Genomic DNA, 13,885 nt, shown 5'->3' on the forward strand with positions numbered 1-13,885 from the left:
GTCTGCACGCAGGGGTGCCAGCGGCCGCTGGCGTCCCCGGCGACGAAGGCGTGCTGGCGGGCATGCGCGTCCAGCAGCGCGAAGGCCGAGGGTTCGGGCTCGAAGCCCAGCAGCGCGGCAGCATGCGCGAAGCGCTCGGCGCCGACGCTGACGCCGCCGTCGTCCGGCAGCAGCGCGTCGGGCAGCGGCGTGGACAGGCGCAGCGCGATGCGCGGGTGGGCCTGCGCGCGCTCGGCCAGGTGGGCCTGGGCGCGCCAGCCGCCGCGGGCCCAGACGGTCACGTCGAAGCCGCGCTCGGCCAGGAAGAGGGCGTTCTCGGCCGCGTTGTCGCCCGCGCCCAGCAGCAGCACGCGGCCCGGCGCGAGCGTGGCGCGGCAGGCGGTCAGCGTGGCGGCGTCCATCACGCGCGCATGCGGCGACGCGAAATAGCGCGCCGGCCGCAGCAGGCGCAGCCCGGTGGCGACCAGCAGCGCCCGCGCCCGCACGCGCTCGCCGCCGGCGAGCTGCAGCGTCCAGCCCTCGGGCGCGTGGCGGGCGGATTCGACCCGGGCGCCCAGCCGCAGCGCGAGGCCCGGCATGGCCTGGACCTGGGCGGCGTAGCGGCCGGCCAGGTCGGACAGGCGCGCGCCGGGTTCGCCCAGCACCCAGTCCTGCGCGAAGTCCAGCCCGGCCAGCGTCGCGCACAGCCGTGGCTCGCGCTCGACGAGCAGCGCCGAGAGCCCCAACTGGCCGAGCCAGGAAGCGGCGCTGCAGCCGGCGGGGCCGCCGCCGAGGATGGCGACGTCGAAGGGATGCGGCGCGGCGGCGGTCATGGCGCGGCCTGCAGCCCGCTGGCGCGCAGCTCGCCGAAGACGACGCCGGTGGCGATGCACAGGTCTTCGGCGAAGTAGCGCTTCAGGTAGGGATTGGCTAGGAAGTGCTGCTGCAGCTTCTGGCGCAACGACACCTGCACCTCGGTGACGGCCTCCGTGCGGCCGAGCACGCTGACGCGGATCGCGTAGCCCTCCTCGACGGCGCCCTGCAGCGTGCCCGCGAAGTGCTTCAGCAGCGGATGCGAGCGCACCCGGTCGAGGTTGTGGCGGTCGATGAACTCCACCGGCTCCTGCCCGGCCAGCGCCGCAGTGCTCAGCGGCAGCGCGGCGACCAGCTCGATGTTGAAGACGTTCATCTTCACGTCGATGACGGCCGGCGGCGGCCCGGGCTCGGCCCAGTCGAGCCCGATGCGCACATAGGAGCGCCCCTGGGCGCGGCGCAGCAGATGCGCCCGGCGGAACGGGAAGCCGCTGTCGCGGTGGTCGGCGCAGGCGGCCTCCAGCCGCGGAAACACCGTGCGCTCGAGGAAGCGGGCCACCAGTTCGTCGATCTGGCGCGTCGAGGTGCGGCGGATGCCGATCGCGGCGATCACCGCGAACAGCATCGGCAGCAGCACGACGAGGGACTGGGCACCGGCCTCGCGGACCTTGTCGGCGCCCAGCGCCATCGCCGCCGCTGCGCCGGCCAGCCCGGCCAGCACGAGCAGGCTCAAGCCGGCGATGGCCGCCACGGGCAGCGTGACGACGATCTCGTGCAGGCTGCTGCTGGCGGGGCCGGTGGTGGAGGGCTCGTCGGACTTCATGGCGGGCGGCAAAGCCGCCGATTATCCCCGCCCCACCCCGTGCCACAGCCGCCAGCCCAGCAGCCCCGCCAGCACCGCGCCATAGACGGCCGGTTCCGTGAAGTCGTGCTTGCCGGCGCGCATCCAGACGAAGTGCAGCAGCGCGACGACGGCGATGGCGTACACCGTCCGGTGCAGCGCCCGCCAGCGCCGCGCGCCCAGGGCCTTGGCGGCGCGGTTGAAGCTGGTGGCGGCCAGCGGCAGCATCAGCGCCCAGGCGGTGAAGCCCATCAGGATGAAGGGGCGCCGGGCGATGTCGGCCGCGATGTCGCCGGGCACCAGGCCCATGTCCAGCCAGCCATAGGCCAGCAGGTGCAGGCTGGCGTAGCCGAAGCTGGACACGCCCAGCGGCCGCCGCAGGCGCGCCAGCGCGGCCAGGCCCGTGATCTCGCGCAGCGGCGTGACGGCCAGCGTCAGCCACAGGCCGCGCAACGCCCAGTCGCCCAGGCCGCAGATCAGCGCCTCGGCCGGGTTGGCGCCCAGCCGGCCGGCGAACGCGCCCCAGGCCAGCCCGGCCAGCGGCGCCAGGCACAGCAGCCACGGCACCGGCCGGGCCGCGCGATGCAGCAGCGCGCGGTGCAGCCACGCCCGCATCAGAAGTGCTTCTTCAGGTCCATGCCGGCGTAGAGCTGGCCCACCTGCGCCTCGTAGCCGTTGAACATCAGCGTGGGCCGCTTCCTGGCGAACAGGCCGTCCTCGCCGATGCGACGCTCCGTCGCCTGGCTCCAGCGCGGGTGGGCCACGTGGGGATTCACGTTCGAATAGAAGCCGTACTCCTGCGGCGCGCTCTGCTCCCAACTGGAGCGCGGCTGCTTCTCCACGAAGCGGATTCGGACGAGGCTCTTGGCCGACTTGAAGCCGTATTTCCACGGCAGCACGATGCGCACCGGCGCGCCGTTCTGGTTGGGCAGCACCTCGCCGTACATGCCGAAGGCCAGCAGCGCCAGCGGGTGCCGGGCCTCGTCCATGCGCAGGCCCTCGACGTAGGGCCAGTCCAGCACGCCGGAGCGCAGCCCCGGCATCTGCGCGCGGTCGGCCAGCGACGTGAACTCGACGAACCGGGCCTTGCCGGTGGGCTCGGCCTTCCTGATGAGCTCGGCCAGCGGGTAGCCCACCCACGGGATCACCATGCTCCAGCCCTCCACGCAGCGCAGGCGGTAGACGCGCTCCTCCATCGGCGCGAGCCGGAGCAGCGTGTCCAGGTCGTAGCGGCCGGGCCGGGCGCACTCGCCCTCGACGGCCACCGTCCACGGGCGCGGCTTGAGCGTGTGGGCGCGCTCGGCGGGGTCGGACTTGTCGGTACCGAACTCGTAGAAGTTGTTGTACGAGGTGGCGTCGGCGTAGGCGGTGGGCTTGTCCAGCACCACGGCGCCCGCCGCGGTGGATCGCTGGCCGGGCAGCCTGGCCAGCCTGCCGCCGCCGGGCGTGGTCTGGGCCAGCACCTGCGGTGCGGCGGCCGCCAGGCCGAGGCCGGCCAGCGCGGCGCGGCGGGTCAGGTAGGTGGTGCGCGGGGTGATCTCGCTGGGGCGGGGCGCGTGAGGGGTGGGGATTCGGATCAGCATGGGTGTCCTGGGTGCAGTGGCCGGGCTGGATCGCGCCGATGAGGCGATAACTTACACCGCTTGGTCCGGCTGGCGCTGGCCCTTTCAGAAATGACGGCAGTCGTTTGATGGCATGGGATGGCGGCGGGATGAGCGCTCTACAGTCGCCCGCCATGACCGCTGCATTGCTGCCCGCATCCATGATCGAGCCCTGGGGCAAGCTTCAGCGCGACGACTCCAGCCAACGCCTGAGTCTCGTCGGGCATTGCATCGACGTGGCCGCCGTGTTCTCGGCCTTGTTGGCACTGCCGACGATGCGTCGGCGTGTCGAGGCGCTCGCCGGGCGCGTGCTGACCGATCAGGACGTGGAGCGCCTGACGGTGCTGTGCTTCCTGCACGATGTCGGCAAGGCTTCTGCCGGCTTTTATGCGAAGTCGCTGCCGAAGCCGGATGTGCAGGCGTGGCAGCGCGCCTTTGGCGTGCCTGATTCCCAGCTCGGGCATACCCATGTGGTGGCGCCGTTGTGCGCAGGTGGCGATTTCGAGCCGCACCAGCAAGCGCTGCGGCTGTGGGAATGGTGCGGCTGGTGGCCGAACGCGATCGAGCTCTGGCTGGCTGCGGTCTCCCATCGCGGTCAGCCGATCACATTGCAGGCCATGACGAGCACCGCCGCTGGCCGCTGGCCCACGTGGACGGCACCAGTGGCCGGCTATGAACCGCTGCAGGGTCTGCGGCGACTGGGTGAGGCCATCACGCGGCTGTGGCCACGGGCGTTCGAGGGTGGCCCTGGCCTGGCTTGGCCATCGGGCCTGGTGCATGCCTTTGCCGGACTGGTGTCGCTGGCCGACTGGATCGGCTCCAACACCGATCATTTCGACTACGGCTTTGCTGCGCAGGACGAGTCGCGTTGGGCGCCGGCGCGTGGACGGGCGGCTCGTGCGCTGTGCGAGATCGGCCTGGACCTGGCCGCCGCCCGGGCCGACTTGGCTACGCGCCGGCCTGGCTTCCAGGTACTGTTCGACAACCCGCCGCGGCCCATGCAGGAGGCTGCGGCCACGCGGCTGGACGAGCGTCTCGTCATCCTCGAGGCCGAGACTGGCAGCGGCAAGACCGAGGCGGCGCTGTGGCGTTTCACCAAGCTCTTCGAGGCTGGCGAGGTCGATGCGCTGAGCTTCTTGCTGCCGACACGCGTGGCGGCCGGCGGCATCTACGAGCGCTTGCAAGGCTTCGTCGAGCGGGTCTTTCCCAATCCGGCCACGCGGCCTGCCTGGGTGCTGGCCGTGCCTGGCGATCTGCGTGCCAATGGTGTCCAGGGGGAGCGTCAGCCCGGCCTGCCATTCGCCGGCGTGCTGTGGCCGGACAGCGTCTCGCCTGAGTCGCGTTTCTGGTCCGCAGAACATAGCAAACGCTACTTCGCTGCGGGGCTGTTGGCCGGTACGGTTGACCAGTTCTTGCTGAGCGCGTTGCAAACCGGCCATGCGCACCTGCGCGGCGCCTTGAGTCTGCGCAGTCTTGTCGTCGTGGATGAGGTGCATGCCTCCGACCCCTACATGACCCGACTGCTGCGCGCTGCGCTGGCGCGGCATGCGGCGGCGGGCGGGCATGCGCTGCTGTTGTCAGCCACGCTGACTGGCGCCGCACGCAGTACCCTGCTGGCGGCGGGCCAGCCGGTGCGACGGCGGGGCGGTTTCCATAGGCTCCCGGCGCCGCCTGAGGCCTGGGCCCGCCGCGATGCGCCTTATCCCTGCCTCGCGCATGCCCAGGGTCTCGACGCTGCCGATCCCGCAGCGGTCGCATCGGCGCCGAACAAGCGCGTGCGCTGTGTGCTGCTGGCTGCGTTGGGGGACCCGGCCCAGGTGGCGCGTCGAGCCCGGGCTGCCCTCGAACGGGGACAGCGCGTGCTGATTCTGCGCAACACCGTCGGCCTGGCGCTTGCCACGCAGCGCGCGCTGGAGGCTGAACTGGGGCCCGATCATCCCGCGCTGTTTCGGGTCGCCGGTCACGTCGTGCTGCACCACGGCCGCTATGCCCGAGAGGACCGCAGGCGGCTCGACGCGGCCGTGGCCGAGCGCTTCGGCAAAGGCGCGGTTGCGTCGCGTGAGCCGGTCGTACTGGCGGGGACGCAGACGTTGGAAATTTCCATAGATTGCGATGCCGATCTGCTGATCACCGACCTGGCGCCAGTGGACGTGCTGTTGCAACGGCTCGGGCGTTTGCATCGCCACGCTGAGCGCCATCCGCTTCGGCCCGGCGGCCACGACGTGGCGGAGGCCGTCGTGCTGGTGCCGGACCGGCGCGCGCTCGATCCGATGCTGCGCCCGGGTGGCGCACGCGGCGTGGGCTGGGGCGCCAGGAGCGCCTACCCCAATCTGCTGGCCATTGAAGCCTGCTGGCGCGAGATCGAAGCCGGGCGCGAATGGCTGATCCCACAGGACAACCGCCGCCTCGTCGAGGCCGGCTGTGACGGCGAGGTGCTTCGCCAACTGGCGGACTCGCTTGGCGCCCCCTGGCCCGCCCATTGGTTGGACCTGCAAGGCAAGGCCAGCGGCCAGCGAACGGCGGCGGACGTGGTGACGCTGGACTGGCTGCGTCCCTGGGCCGAAGCAGCACCGGGCGAACTGCAGGCCGAGGCGCGCACTCGGCTCGGCCTGGATGCGTTTCGTGTGGTGTTGCCCGAACCTTGGGTCACGCCGCTGGGACAAGTCTTGACGGCACTCGACCTGCCGGCCTGGATGTGGCCGGTCGAACCCGCGAGCCTGTCGGTGGAACGCATGCCCTTTGGCGGCAGCACCCGGTCGCGTGTGTCCTCCCAGGCGCTGAAGCGGCGCTGGCGCTTTGCCGGTCAGGAGAGCCACGAGCGTGCCCGTGCCGTGCCGTTCTCGCTGCAATCGCTCGGTTTGCCGATGGGCGAACGGACCAAGGAGGTCATCGAACGCGCCGTGCTGCCTCAGGCTCGCGCTGGCCTGGTGCCGTTGCACGTGACGGCCGAGGCCGCATTGCGCGATGCCCTCATTACCGCGCTCTACGGCGACAAGGCAGCTGACGCGAAGAGCAGGCAGGCGCTGTTCTTCGGTGAGCCCGAGATCGACTATCTACGCGACGTTTGTCGCAGCCTGCTGGAGCAGGGGGCCACCCTGCCTGCGCTGTGCGGTGAGCAGGATCCCGACAAGTCAGCCCTCAAGGCCTGGGGCGACGTGCTGAAGGCCCAGCTTGCGCCGCTGCGCAAGAACCTGACCGAACTGGGCAAGGCCAACCTCGGCACGGCGGGGCTGGAATCCGCACTGTGGGGGCGGATGGTCACCTCCGACCCCGATGCCAACCGCGATGCCGCAGTGCACGTAGCGCACGCATTCACCGTGCACGCCATCGAGCGCGAACTGGACTACGTGACCGCCGTGGACGACTTGCGCCGTCGGGACGGCGGGGTCGGTTCTGCCGGCATCTTCGACATTGAGCTGACCAGCGGGCTCTACTACCTCTATCTCTGCGTCGACGTGGAACTGCTCGTCGCCAATCTTGGCGGCGATGCGGTCCAGGCCGCCGCCGTGCTGGGCCGGCTGACCCAACTCGTCGCGCGCGTCTCGCCCGGCGCGAAGAAGGGCAGCACGGCGCCCTATGCGCACGCCGAGTTCCTGCTCATCGAAACCGGCGACGATCAGCCCCGCACGTTGGCCAATGCCTACCGTGACGCGTTGGACCTGCGCGGCGGTGAGCTGTTCGGCCGTGCCGTGAGGGCCTTGCAGTCGCACCTCGGCCAGTTCGACGCCGCCTACGGAGCGGCCACGCAGCGTGCCCAACTCAGCGTCACGCCGCCCGCGCTGGAAGGCGTGCCGGTGCTGGGCATGGATGCGCTCGCCGTCTGGCTGGCCGCGCAGATCCAGGGGTGAGTGATGAGCGACAGCCCCCACCTGCTGTTGCGGCTCGAAGGCCCACTGATGGCCTTCGGCGGGCCGGCCGTGGACCAGTTCCGCCCCGTGCAGCCCTGGCCGGCAATATCGCTGCTGACCGGCCTGCTCGGCAACGCGCTTGGCTGGCGCCGCCAGGAAGGCGCGCGGCTTGATCGATTGCAAGCCCGCTTGCGCTGGGCGGCTCGGCTCGACCGTGAAGGCGTGCCGCTGACCGAATTCCAGACCGCCCAGCTCGGCAAGGACGATCTCGGCTGGACCACCCGTGGCCAGCCTGAAGGCCGCGACGGCGGACCCGACTCCTACAAATCACCGCATCTGCGCTGGCGCATGCACCGTGCCGACGCATCCGTGCTCGTCGCGCTCGCGCTCTCGCCGGCTGACGAAGCGCCCACGCTCGATGCGCTCGCTCAAGCGCTACAACGTCCGGCCCGGCCGCTCTTCCTCGGCCGCAAGGCCTGTCTGCCCGCGACACCGCTGTTCGCTGGCTGGCAGGCTGCCGCCGATCCGCTGAGTGCCGTGCTGGCTGGCCTGACTGCCCAGGCGCGGCCTGCCGTCTTTTACGGCGACGGCGCTGGTCCGGCCGGCCCGGTGCGCCACCTGACCAGCGACGAGCGTCGCTTCACCCTCGACCTGCACGCCGGCCGGCAGACCGTCTACGAATGGATGCGCTCATGAGCCCGGCCGCTCCGACGCTGACGCTGCTGCAGACCCGCCCCGATCTTGCGTTGCTGCATCGCTGGGCTCAGGCCAGCGGCCAGCGAGCCTTGCGCGAAGACCTCGGCTACGCATTGCACGCCGCAGCCAAGGCCACGCTGGGTGGGCTGGCGCCCAAGCCCTTCGCGCTGGTGCAGCGCGCGGGCGGGTTGGCTCTCTTCGTGGGCTACAGCAGTGCCGATGCGGCGGACCTCGAACGTGTGGCGGCCTTCAGCGCTGGCGACGCGCTGGCCGCCCGGTCCCTCGGCTTGGCGGCGCTGAGCGCTCGCGCATTGCCCAGCGACTGGCGCGTTGGCGAGCTGCTGCGCTTCGAAGTGCGCTGTGCGCCCGTCGTTCGCAGCCGCAGCCAGGGCGGGGGCTATCCCGAGGTGGATGCGGTTCACCACCCGCTCTACGCGGCGGACGACCGCGAAGTCGCTTACCTCAGGTGGCTGGCCCGTGAACTGGCCCGCGACGACGCGGCCGAACTGGAGCATGGTGAACTGGTTGCCTTCCGCCTGGCCGCCATTGCACGCCGGGCTGCCCAGGCCGGTGGCGCCATCCGCACCACACAATGCGGTTTGCTGCCCGACGCGCAACTGCGGGGCCAACTGCGCGTGCGCGACGGCGCCGCCTTCCAGCGCTTGCTGGCGCGCGGCTTGGGACGGCACCGGGCCTTCGGTTTCGGCTGCCTGCTGCTGGCGCCGGCGGGGTGATGCTCAAGGGGCGGCTCGGGCTGGAACAGGCCCGTATCCCGCATGCTGACCGCCACGGTCTGCTCTACCTTGACCGCGGCGTGCTCAGCGTCGAGGACGGCTGTCTGCACTTCGTTTCTGCCGGTGGCTCGCTGCCGGCCGGTACCTACCAACTGCCCCACCAGACCGTCTCGGCGCTGCTCATCGGACCCGGTACCAGCTTGAGCCATGACGTGCTTCGGCTGCTGGCCCGCCACGGCACCAGCCTCGTCGCGGTCGGCAGCGACGCCACCCGGCTCTACACGGCCCCCGCCTTCGGTCCTGATCGGTCCGACCTCGCCCGCGCCCAGGCCCGGGCCTGGGCTGACGAACGGCAGCGCCTGGCCATTGCCCGCAAGATGTATGCGCGCCGCTTGGGAGAAATCCTGCCCCATACCGACATCGATGTGCTGCGCGGCATCGAAGGCGCACGCGTCAAGGCCAGCTACCAGTTGCTGGCGCAGCAGTTCGGCATCACCTGGAAGCGCCGCGCCTATGACCGCAGCCGTCCCGATGCTGCCGATAGTGCCAACGCGGCGCTCAACCACGCCTCCACGGCCGTTCGAGCCGCTGCCGGCGTGGCTGTGGCCTCCGTTTCGGCCCTGCCCCAGCTGGGATTTATCCACGAGGACTCCGATCAGTCTTTCGTGCTTGACGTGGCCGATCTCTACCGCGAGAGCGTCACCTTGCCCATCGCGTTCTCGGTCGCCAAGCGACTGGACGAGGGTACGGACGAGTCGGTGGACCGGCTGGTGCGCCGAGCCGCCGCGCGCGAATTCCGCCGTATCGGCCTCGTGCCCAAGATGATCGACGACATCCAGAGCCTCTTCGGAACCACCCGTGATGACGCTGACCGTTCTGATCACCCGTGACGTCGAAGATCGTTACCGCGGCTTCCTCGCCTCCGCGCTGCTTGAGCTGTCGCCTGGTGTGTACGCCAGCCCGCACCTTGGCGCCAAGGCCCGCGAGCAGATATGGAAAGTCGTCAGTGACTGGCATGCCCAGTTGCAACGTGGATCTTTGACCTTGCTGTACCCCGACCGGCAGGCCGACGGTGGCCTGCACGTCCGTCAACTTGGCACGTCTCCAAGACATCCTGTACGGCTCGAAGGCGTGTTGCTCATGAGCAAGGGTTAACACTGAATTTGATCGACGTGTTCTTTAACAAAATGATTTCGCCTCAATGGGTTAGGGCCTAGAGGTTGCCCCGCGCGAGCGGGGATGGACCCTTGTTGCGACCTGGCCCTGAGACTGGCCGGCGGGTTGCCCCGCGCGAGCGGGGATGGACCCAGCACGCGCTGGCCGGCCGGGATGTTGTGCGCGGTTGCCCCGCGCGAGCGGGGATGGACCCCGTAATCGGCGAGTAGGTGTACTTTTTATATTGGTTGCCCCGCGCGAGCGGGGATGGACCCCAGAGCAGCAATACGACCAGGCAGACGAGGATGGTTGCCCCGCGCGAGCGGGGATGGACCCAACTGGGCGGGCTACACCGCCGACCACTCGCCGGTTGCCCCGCGCGAGCGGGGATGGACCCTCGGCCAGCGCCACCGTGCCCCGTGCGCCGCCGGTTGCCCCGCGCGAGCGGGGATGGACCCGGTGCGCTCGACAAGGGCCTGGACACCATCGTGGTTGCCCCGCGCGAGCGGGGATGGACCCCCCGCGCTGGGCAAGCGGGTGGCACAGAGCATGGTTGCCCCGCGCGAGCGGGGATGGACCCCAGCCGACGATGGTGGCGAGGACGATGGACAGGGTTGCCCCGCGCGAGCGGGGATGGACCGTGGAAGGATGCGACCGCCCAGGGCCTCGCCAGGGTTGCCCCGCGCGAGCGGGGATGGACCCGTGCCATCCGCCTCCAGCGCCGCGTTCGTCGCGGTTGCCCCGCGCGAGCGGGGATGGACCCCCGCCGCGACTGGCGATCAACTCATCGACCGAGGTTGCCCCGCGCGAGCGGGGATGGACCCCGACCCCGCCGCGTCCGGCCCGAAATAGTGGTGGTTGCCCCGCGCGAGCGGGGATGGACCCGATGCGAACTGGCTGATGGACCATGCCGGCGCGGTTGCCCCGCGCGAGCGGGGATGGACCCCATGAGCCGCTTCCTCGAAATCCGCACGTTGCGGTTGCCCCGCGCGAGCGGGGATGGACCCCCAAAGGACTACACCATGCCCCCGACCATCAAGGTTGCCCCGCGCGAGCGGGGATGGACCCGTAGAGCTTTTGCCATGCCACGCGAGCGTCAAGGTTGCCCCGCGCGAGCGGGGATGGACCCCTGCGCGCGATCGAGCGCCTGGCCCAGAAGGCGGTTGCCCCGCGCGAGCGGGGATGGACCCATGGCCGGCACCACGGGCACGCACACGACGGGGGTTGCCCCGCGCGAGCGGGGATGGACCCGGTGTCGTTCAGCTTGCTCATGATCGTGGCCTGGTTGCCCCGCGCGAGCGGGGATGGACCCAAGGGCAAGGTGTCGGCTGAGGAACTGCAGCAGGTTGCCCCGCGCGAGCGGGGATGGACCCCCCCATGCTTGACCTTGACCTGTACTGCCACCGGTTGCCCCGCGCGAGCGGGGATGGACCCACGGCGACCTTGGGCCTGCGCGCGCTCTCTTAGAGCGTGTTTACGATCTCATTTCCTCCGACAATTGTTGGGTGAAGAGGAAGCCGTACCCAAGCGACATCAGTCGAGAGAAGTTTGCCGAGATCGAGCCGCTGCTGCGCAGCGTTCGGCGCAGCACCAAGCCGATCAAGGTCGATCTGTACGAGGTGTTCTGCGCAGTGCTGTACCTGCTGCACACGGGTTGCCAATGGCGCTATCTGCCGCCGCAGTTCCCGAAGTGGCCCAGCGTCTATGCGTACTGGCGCAAATGGAGCGAGCCTGACCAGCACGGAGTGAGCGTGCTGGAGCAGGCTTTAAAAAAATCAGGTTGGCGCGGCCCGCGAGAGACAGGGGCGCAACGCCTGCAGCGCGTTCTTGATCGTGGACGCGCAGAGCGTGAAGAACACGGACACGGCGGGGTTCAAGGGCTATGACGCAGGCAAGAAGGTCTCGGGGATCAAGCGCCACATTGCGGTGGACACCCAGGGGCTTCCCCATGCCGTGGCGATCACGACGGCCGAAGTGACGGACCGCAAAGGAGCGCTGGCGGCATTCAAGCGCTGCAAGCCGTCGCTGGGACGGGTGCAAAGCGTGCTGACGGACAGCGGCTACACAGGCCAGCCCTTCGCGCAAGGCGTCAAGGACATCCTGGGTGAGCACGTGACGGTGCAGATCGCCAAGCGAAGCGAGTTGCACACCTTCAAGGTCATGCCCAAGCGCTGGGTTGTCGAGCGCAGCTTTGCCTGGTTGGAGAAAAACCGCAGACTGTGGAAGAACTGCGAGCGTTGGCTCAACACCAGCTTGCAGTTCGTCCATTTGGCGTTTCTGGCTCTGCTACTCAGGAGATCGTCAACACGCTCTTAGGTTGCCCCGCGCGAGCGGGGATGGACCCCCGATCCGCCGGCCTACACCGTCCGCACCCTCGGTTGCCCCGCGCGAGCGGGGATGGACCCGGCCAGGTGCTGCCGCAGTACCTCACCGGCAAGGTTGCCCCGCGTGAGCGGGGATGGGCCGCAGGATGTGGCGATGCGGTGGGTGCACCGGCTGGTGGGCGCGGCAGTCCCGGGCAGGGGCGTCGTCGGCCGGGGCGCTGCGGCTTCCTAGAATGGCCGCCACCTCCCGGAGCCCCGAGCATGACCACACCCACCACCGCCCCCGACCTCTCCCACATCGCGCCGCGCGAGAAGGCCGAGATCCTGTCGCAGGCGCTGCCCTACATCCGCCGCTTCCATGGCAAGACCATCGTCATCAAGTACGGCGGCAATGCGATGACGGACCCGGCGCTGCAGCAGGACTTCGCCGAGGACGTGGTGCTGCTCAAGCTGGTCGGCCTGAACCCGGTGGTGGTGCACGGCGGCGGCCCGCAGATCGAGGACGCGCTGAACAAGCTGGGCAAGAAGGGCCACTTCATCCAGGGCATGCGCGTCACCGACGACGAGACCATGAGCGTCGTCGAATGGGTGCTGGCCGGCGAGGTGCAGCAGGACATCGTCGGCCTGATCAACGCCGCCGGCGGCAAGGCCGTGGGCCTGACGGGCCGCGACGGCGGCATGATCCGCGCGAAGAAGCTCAAGATGGTCGACAAGGACGACCCCGCCAAGGAGCACGACGTGGGCCAGGTGGGCGACATCGTCTCCATCGACCCCAGCGTCGTGAAGGCGCTGCAGGACGACCAGTTCATCCCCGTCGTCAGCCCGATCGGCTTCGGCGAGAAGAACGAGAGCTACAACATCAACGCCGACGTCGTGGCCGCCAAGCTGGCCACCGTGCTGCAGGCCGAGAAGCTGCTGATGCTGACCAACATCCGCGGCGTGCTGGACAAGGCCGGCGAGCTGCTGACGGAGCTGACGCCGCGGCGCATCGACGAGCTGGTGGCCGACGGCACGATCAGCGGCGGCATGATCCCCAAGATCGCCGGCGCCATCGACGCGGCGAAGAGCGGCGTCAACGCGGTCCACATCATCGACGGCCGCGTGCCGCACGCGATGCTGCTGGAGGTGCTGACGGACCAGGCCTACGGCACGATGATCAGCTCCCGCTGACGTGGCCCCGCTCAACTGCGTCTGGCTGTTCGACCTCGACGACACGCTGCACAACGCCTCCCACCGCGCCTTCGGGGAGCTGACCGCGGCGATGACGGCCTACATCGAGGTCCACCTGGGGTTGCCGGCCGACGAGGCCGCGCTGCTGCGCCAGCGCTACTGGCGCCGCTACGGCGCCACGCTGACGGGCCTGCAGCGCCACCATGGCGTGAAGGCCGCGCACTTCCTGCGAGAGACGCACCGGCTGCCCGGGCTGGACGCGCACCTGCACGGCCATGCGCACGACCTCGCCGCGCTGCGCCGCCTGCCGGGCCGCAAGCTGCTGCTGACCAACGCGCCGCGGGCCTATGCCGAGCGCGTGTTGGCCGCCGTGGGCCTGGCCGGCGCGTTCGAGCGGCTGGTCTGCGTCGAGGACATGCGTTGCTTCGGCCAGGTCCGCCCCAAGCCGGACGCGCGCATGTTCCGCATCGTGCTGGCCCGGCTGCGGCTGCGGCCGGCGCAGTGCGTGCTGGTGGAGGACACGCTGATCCACCAGAAGGTCGCCCGCGGGCTGGGCATGCAGACCGTGTGGATGCAGCGCTGGCTGCACCGGGCCGGCGCGCCGCGCCTGCACCGGCGGCCCGGCTACGTGGGCCGGCGTGTGCGGTCGCTGGCCGCGCTGGCCCGCGCCCCCCAGTTCTGAAGTCCGGAGTTCGCCGGCCGGCGCGCGGCGCTGGCAGAGAAT

11 protein-coding genes, 1 pseudogene and 1 CRISPR repeat array are annotated in these 13,885 nt (G+C 70.3%); of the genes and pseudogenes, 8 read left to right on the forward strand and 4 right to left on the reverse strand.

Annotated features, from left to right (window positions below):
* Positions 1 to 269: 269 nt before the first annotated feature.
* The 4 genes and pseudogenes from QM788_RS02105 to msrP form a co-directional block, all read right to left on the reverse strand.
* Positions 270 to 812, reverse strand: a pseudogene (locus tag QM788_RS02105) (FAD-dependent oxidoreductase); the annotation flags it as partial.
* A complete protein-coding gene (locus tag QM788_RS02110) occupies positions 809 to 1,615 on the reverse strand; it encodes a hypothetical protein (protein WP_415659822.1) in 807 nt (268 codons plus the stop codon). The pseudogene QM788_RS02105 and the gene QM788_RS02110, both read right to left, overlap by 4 nt.
* Before the next feature lie 21 nt (positions 1,616 to 1,636).
* Positions 1,637 to 2,248 (reverse strand): sulfite oxidase heme-binding subunit YedZ, encoded by a 612-nt coding sequence (locus tag QM788_RS02115; RefSeq protein ID WP_415659823.1) that lies wholly within the window; start codon positions 2,246 to 2,248, stop codon positions 1,637 to 1,639.
* Positions 2,248 to 3,216 carry a protein-methionine-sulfoxide reductase catalytic subunit MsrP gene (gene msrP, locus QM788_RS02120; protein ID WP_415659824.1) on the reverse strand — a complete coding sequence of 323 codons (969 nt, stop codon included), beginning with the start codon at positions 3,214 to 3,216 and terminating at the stop codon, positions 2,248 to 2,250. Before msrP ends, QM788_RS02115 begins: the two co-directional genes overlap by 1 nt.
* A 152-nt stretch (positions 3,217 to 3,368) precedes the next feature.
* On the opposite strand from msrP, the gene cas7e reads away from it, so the two are divergent.
* The 8 genes from cas7e (at position 3,369) to QM788_RS02160 (ending at position 13,843) form a co-directional block, all read left to right on the forward strand.
* Positions 3,369 to 7,082, forward strand: coding sequence for a type I-E CRISPR-associated protein Cas7/Cse4/CasC (cas7e, locus tag QM788_RS02125; protein ID WP_415659825.1), 3,714 nt, complete (start codon positions 3,369 to 3,371; stop codon positions 7,080 to 7,082).
* Between the two features lie 3 nt (positions 7,083 to 7,085).
* Positions 7,086 to 7,778, forward strand: coding sequence for a type I-E CRISPR-associated protein Cas5/CasD (gene cas5e, locus QM788_RS02130; RefSeq protein WP_415659826.1), 693 nt, complete (start codon positions 7,086 to 7,088; stop codon positions 7,776 to 7,778).
* A complete protein-coding gene (locus tag QM788_RS02135; RefSeq protein WP_415659827.1) occupies positions 7,775 to 8,512 on the forward strand; it encodes a type I-E CRISPR-associated protein Cas6/Cse3/CasE in 738 nt (245 codons plus the stop codon). Before cas5e ends, QM788_RS02135 begins: the two co-directional genes overlap by 4 nt.
* Positions 8,512 to 9,402, forward strand: a complete 891-nt coding sequence (cas1e, locus tag QM788_RS02140) for a type I-E CRISPR-associated endonuclease Cas1e (protein ID WP_415660304.1) — start codon at positions 8,512 to 8,514, stop codon at positions 9,400 to 9,402. Before QM788_RS02135 ends, cas1e begins: the two co-directional genes overlap by 1 nt.
* The gene (cas2e, locus tag QM788_RS02145; RefSeq protein ID WP_415660305.1) at positions 9,374 to 9,667 is read left to right on the forward strand and encodes a type I-E CRISPR-associated endoribonuclease Cas2e; all 294 of its coding nucleotides are present in this window, start codon (positions 9,374 to 9,376) and stop codon (positions 9,665 to 9,667) included. Before cas1e ends, cas2e begins: the two co-directional genes overlap by 29 nt.
* A 63-nt stretch (positions 9,668 to 9,730) precedes the next feature.
* Positions 9,731 to 11,102: direct repeats of the CRISPR family, unit length 29 nt; unit sequence GGTTGCCCCGCGCGAGCGGGGATGGACCC.
* Positions 11,103 to 11,172: 70 nt separating this feature from the next.
* Positions 11,173 to 11,983, forward strand: a protein-coding gene (locus QM788_RS02150; RefSeq protein ID WP_415659828.1) for an IS5 family transposase whose coding sequence is annotated in 2 segments (ribosomal slippage) — positions 11,173 to 11,436 and positions 11,438 to 11,983 — 810 coding nt in all. Because the reading frame shifts where the segments join, the coding sequence is not laid out codon by codon here.
* 269 nt (positions 11,984 to 12,252) lie between these two features.
* Positions 12,253 to 13,161 (forward strand): acetylglutamate kinase, encoded by a 909-nt coding sequence (gene argB / locus QM788_RS02155; RefSeq protein WP_415659829.1) that lies wholly within the window; start codon positions 12,253 to 12,255, stop codon positions 13,159 to 13,161.
* A gap of 1 nt (position 13,162) precedes the next feature.
* Positions 13,163 to 13,843, forward strand: a complete 681-nt coding sequence (locus QM788_RS02160; RefSeq protein ID WP_415659830.1) for a pyrimidine 5'-nucleotidase — start codon at positions 13,163 to 13,165, stop codon at positions 13,841 to 13,843.
* Positions 13,844 to 13,885: the final 42 nt, after the last annotated feature.

The sequence above is a fragment of the Roseateles sp. genome (genome assembly GCF_047654785.1).
Lineage (GTDB): Bacteria > Pseudomonadota > Gammaproteobacteria > Burkholderiales > Burkholderiaceae_C > Pelomonas.

Coding starts and splice junctions, on each gene's coding strand:
- cas7e (WP_415659825.1), top strand. CDS start 3,369: ATGACCGCTGCATTGCTGCCCGCATCCATGATCGAGCCCTGGGGCAAG.
- cas2e (WP_415660305.1), top strand. CDS start 9,374: ATGACGCTGACCGTTCTGATCACCCGTGACGTCGAAGATCGTTACCGC.
- msrP (WP_415659824.1), bottom strand. CDS start 3,216: ATGCTGATCCGAATCCCCACCCCTCACGCGCCCCGCCCCAGCGAGATC.
- cas1e (WP_415660304.1), top strand. CDS start 8,512: ATGCTCAAGGGGCGGCTCGGGCTGGAACAGGCCCGTATCCCGCATGCT.
- QM788_RS02110 (WP_415659822.1), bottom strand. CDS start 1,615: ATGAAGTCCGACGAGCCCTCCACCACCGGCCCCGCCAGCAGCAGCCTG.
- argB (WP_415659829.1), top strand. CDS start 12,253: ATGACCACACCCACCACCGCCCCCGACCTCTCCCACATCGCGCCGCGC.
- cas5e (WP_415659826.1), top strand. CDS start 7,086: ATGAGCGACAGCCCCCACCTGCTGTTGCGGCTCGAAGGCCCACTGATG.
- QM788_RS02135 (WP_415659827.1), top strand. CDS start 7,775: ATGAGCCCGGCCGCTCCGACGCTGACGCTGCTGCAGACCCGCCCCGAT.
- QM788_RS02115 (WP_415659823.1), bottom strand. CDS start 2,248: ATGCGGGCGTGGCTGCACCGCGCGCTGCTGCATCGCGCGGCCCGGCCG.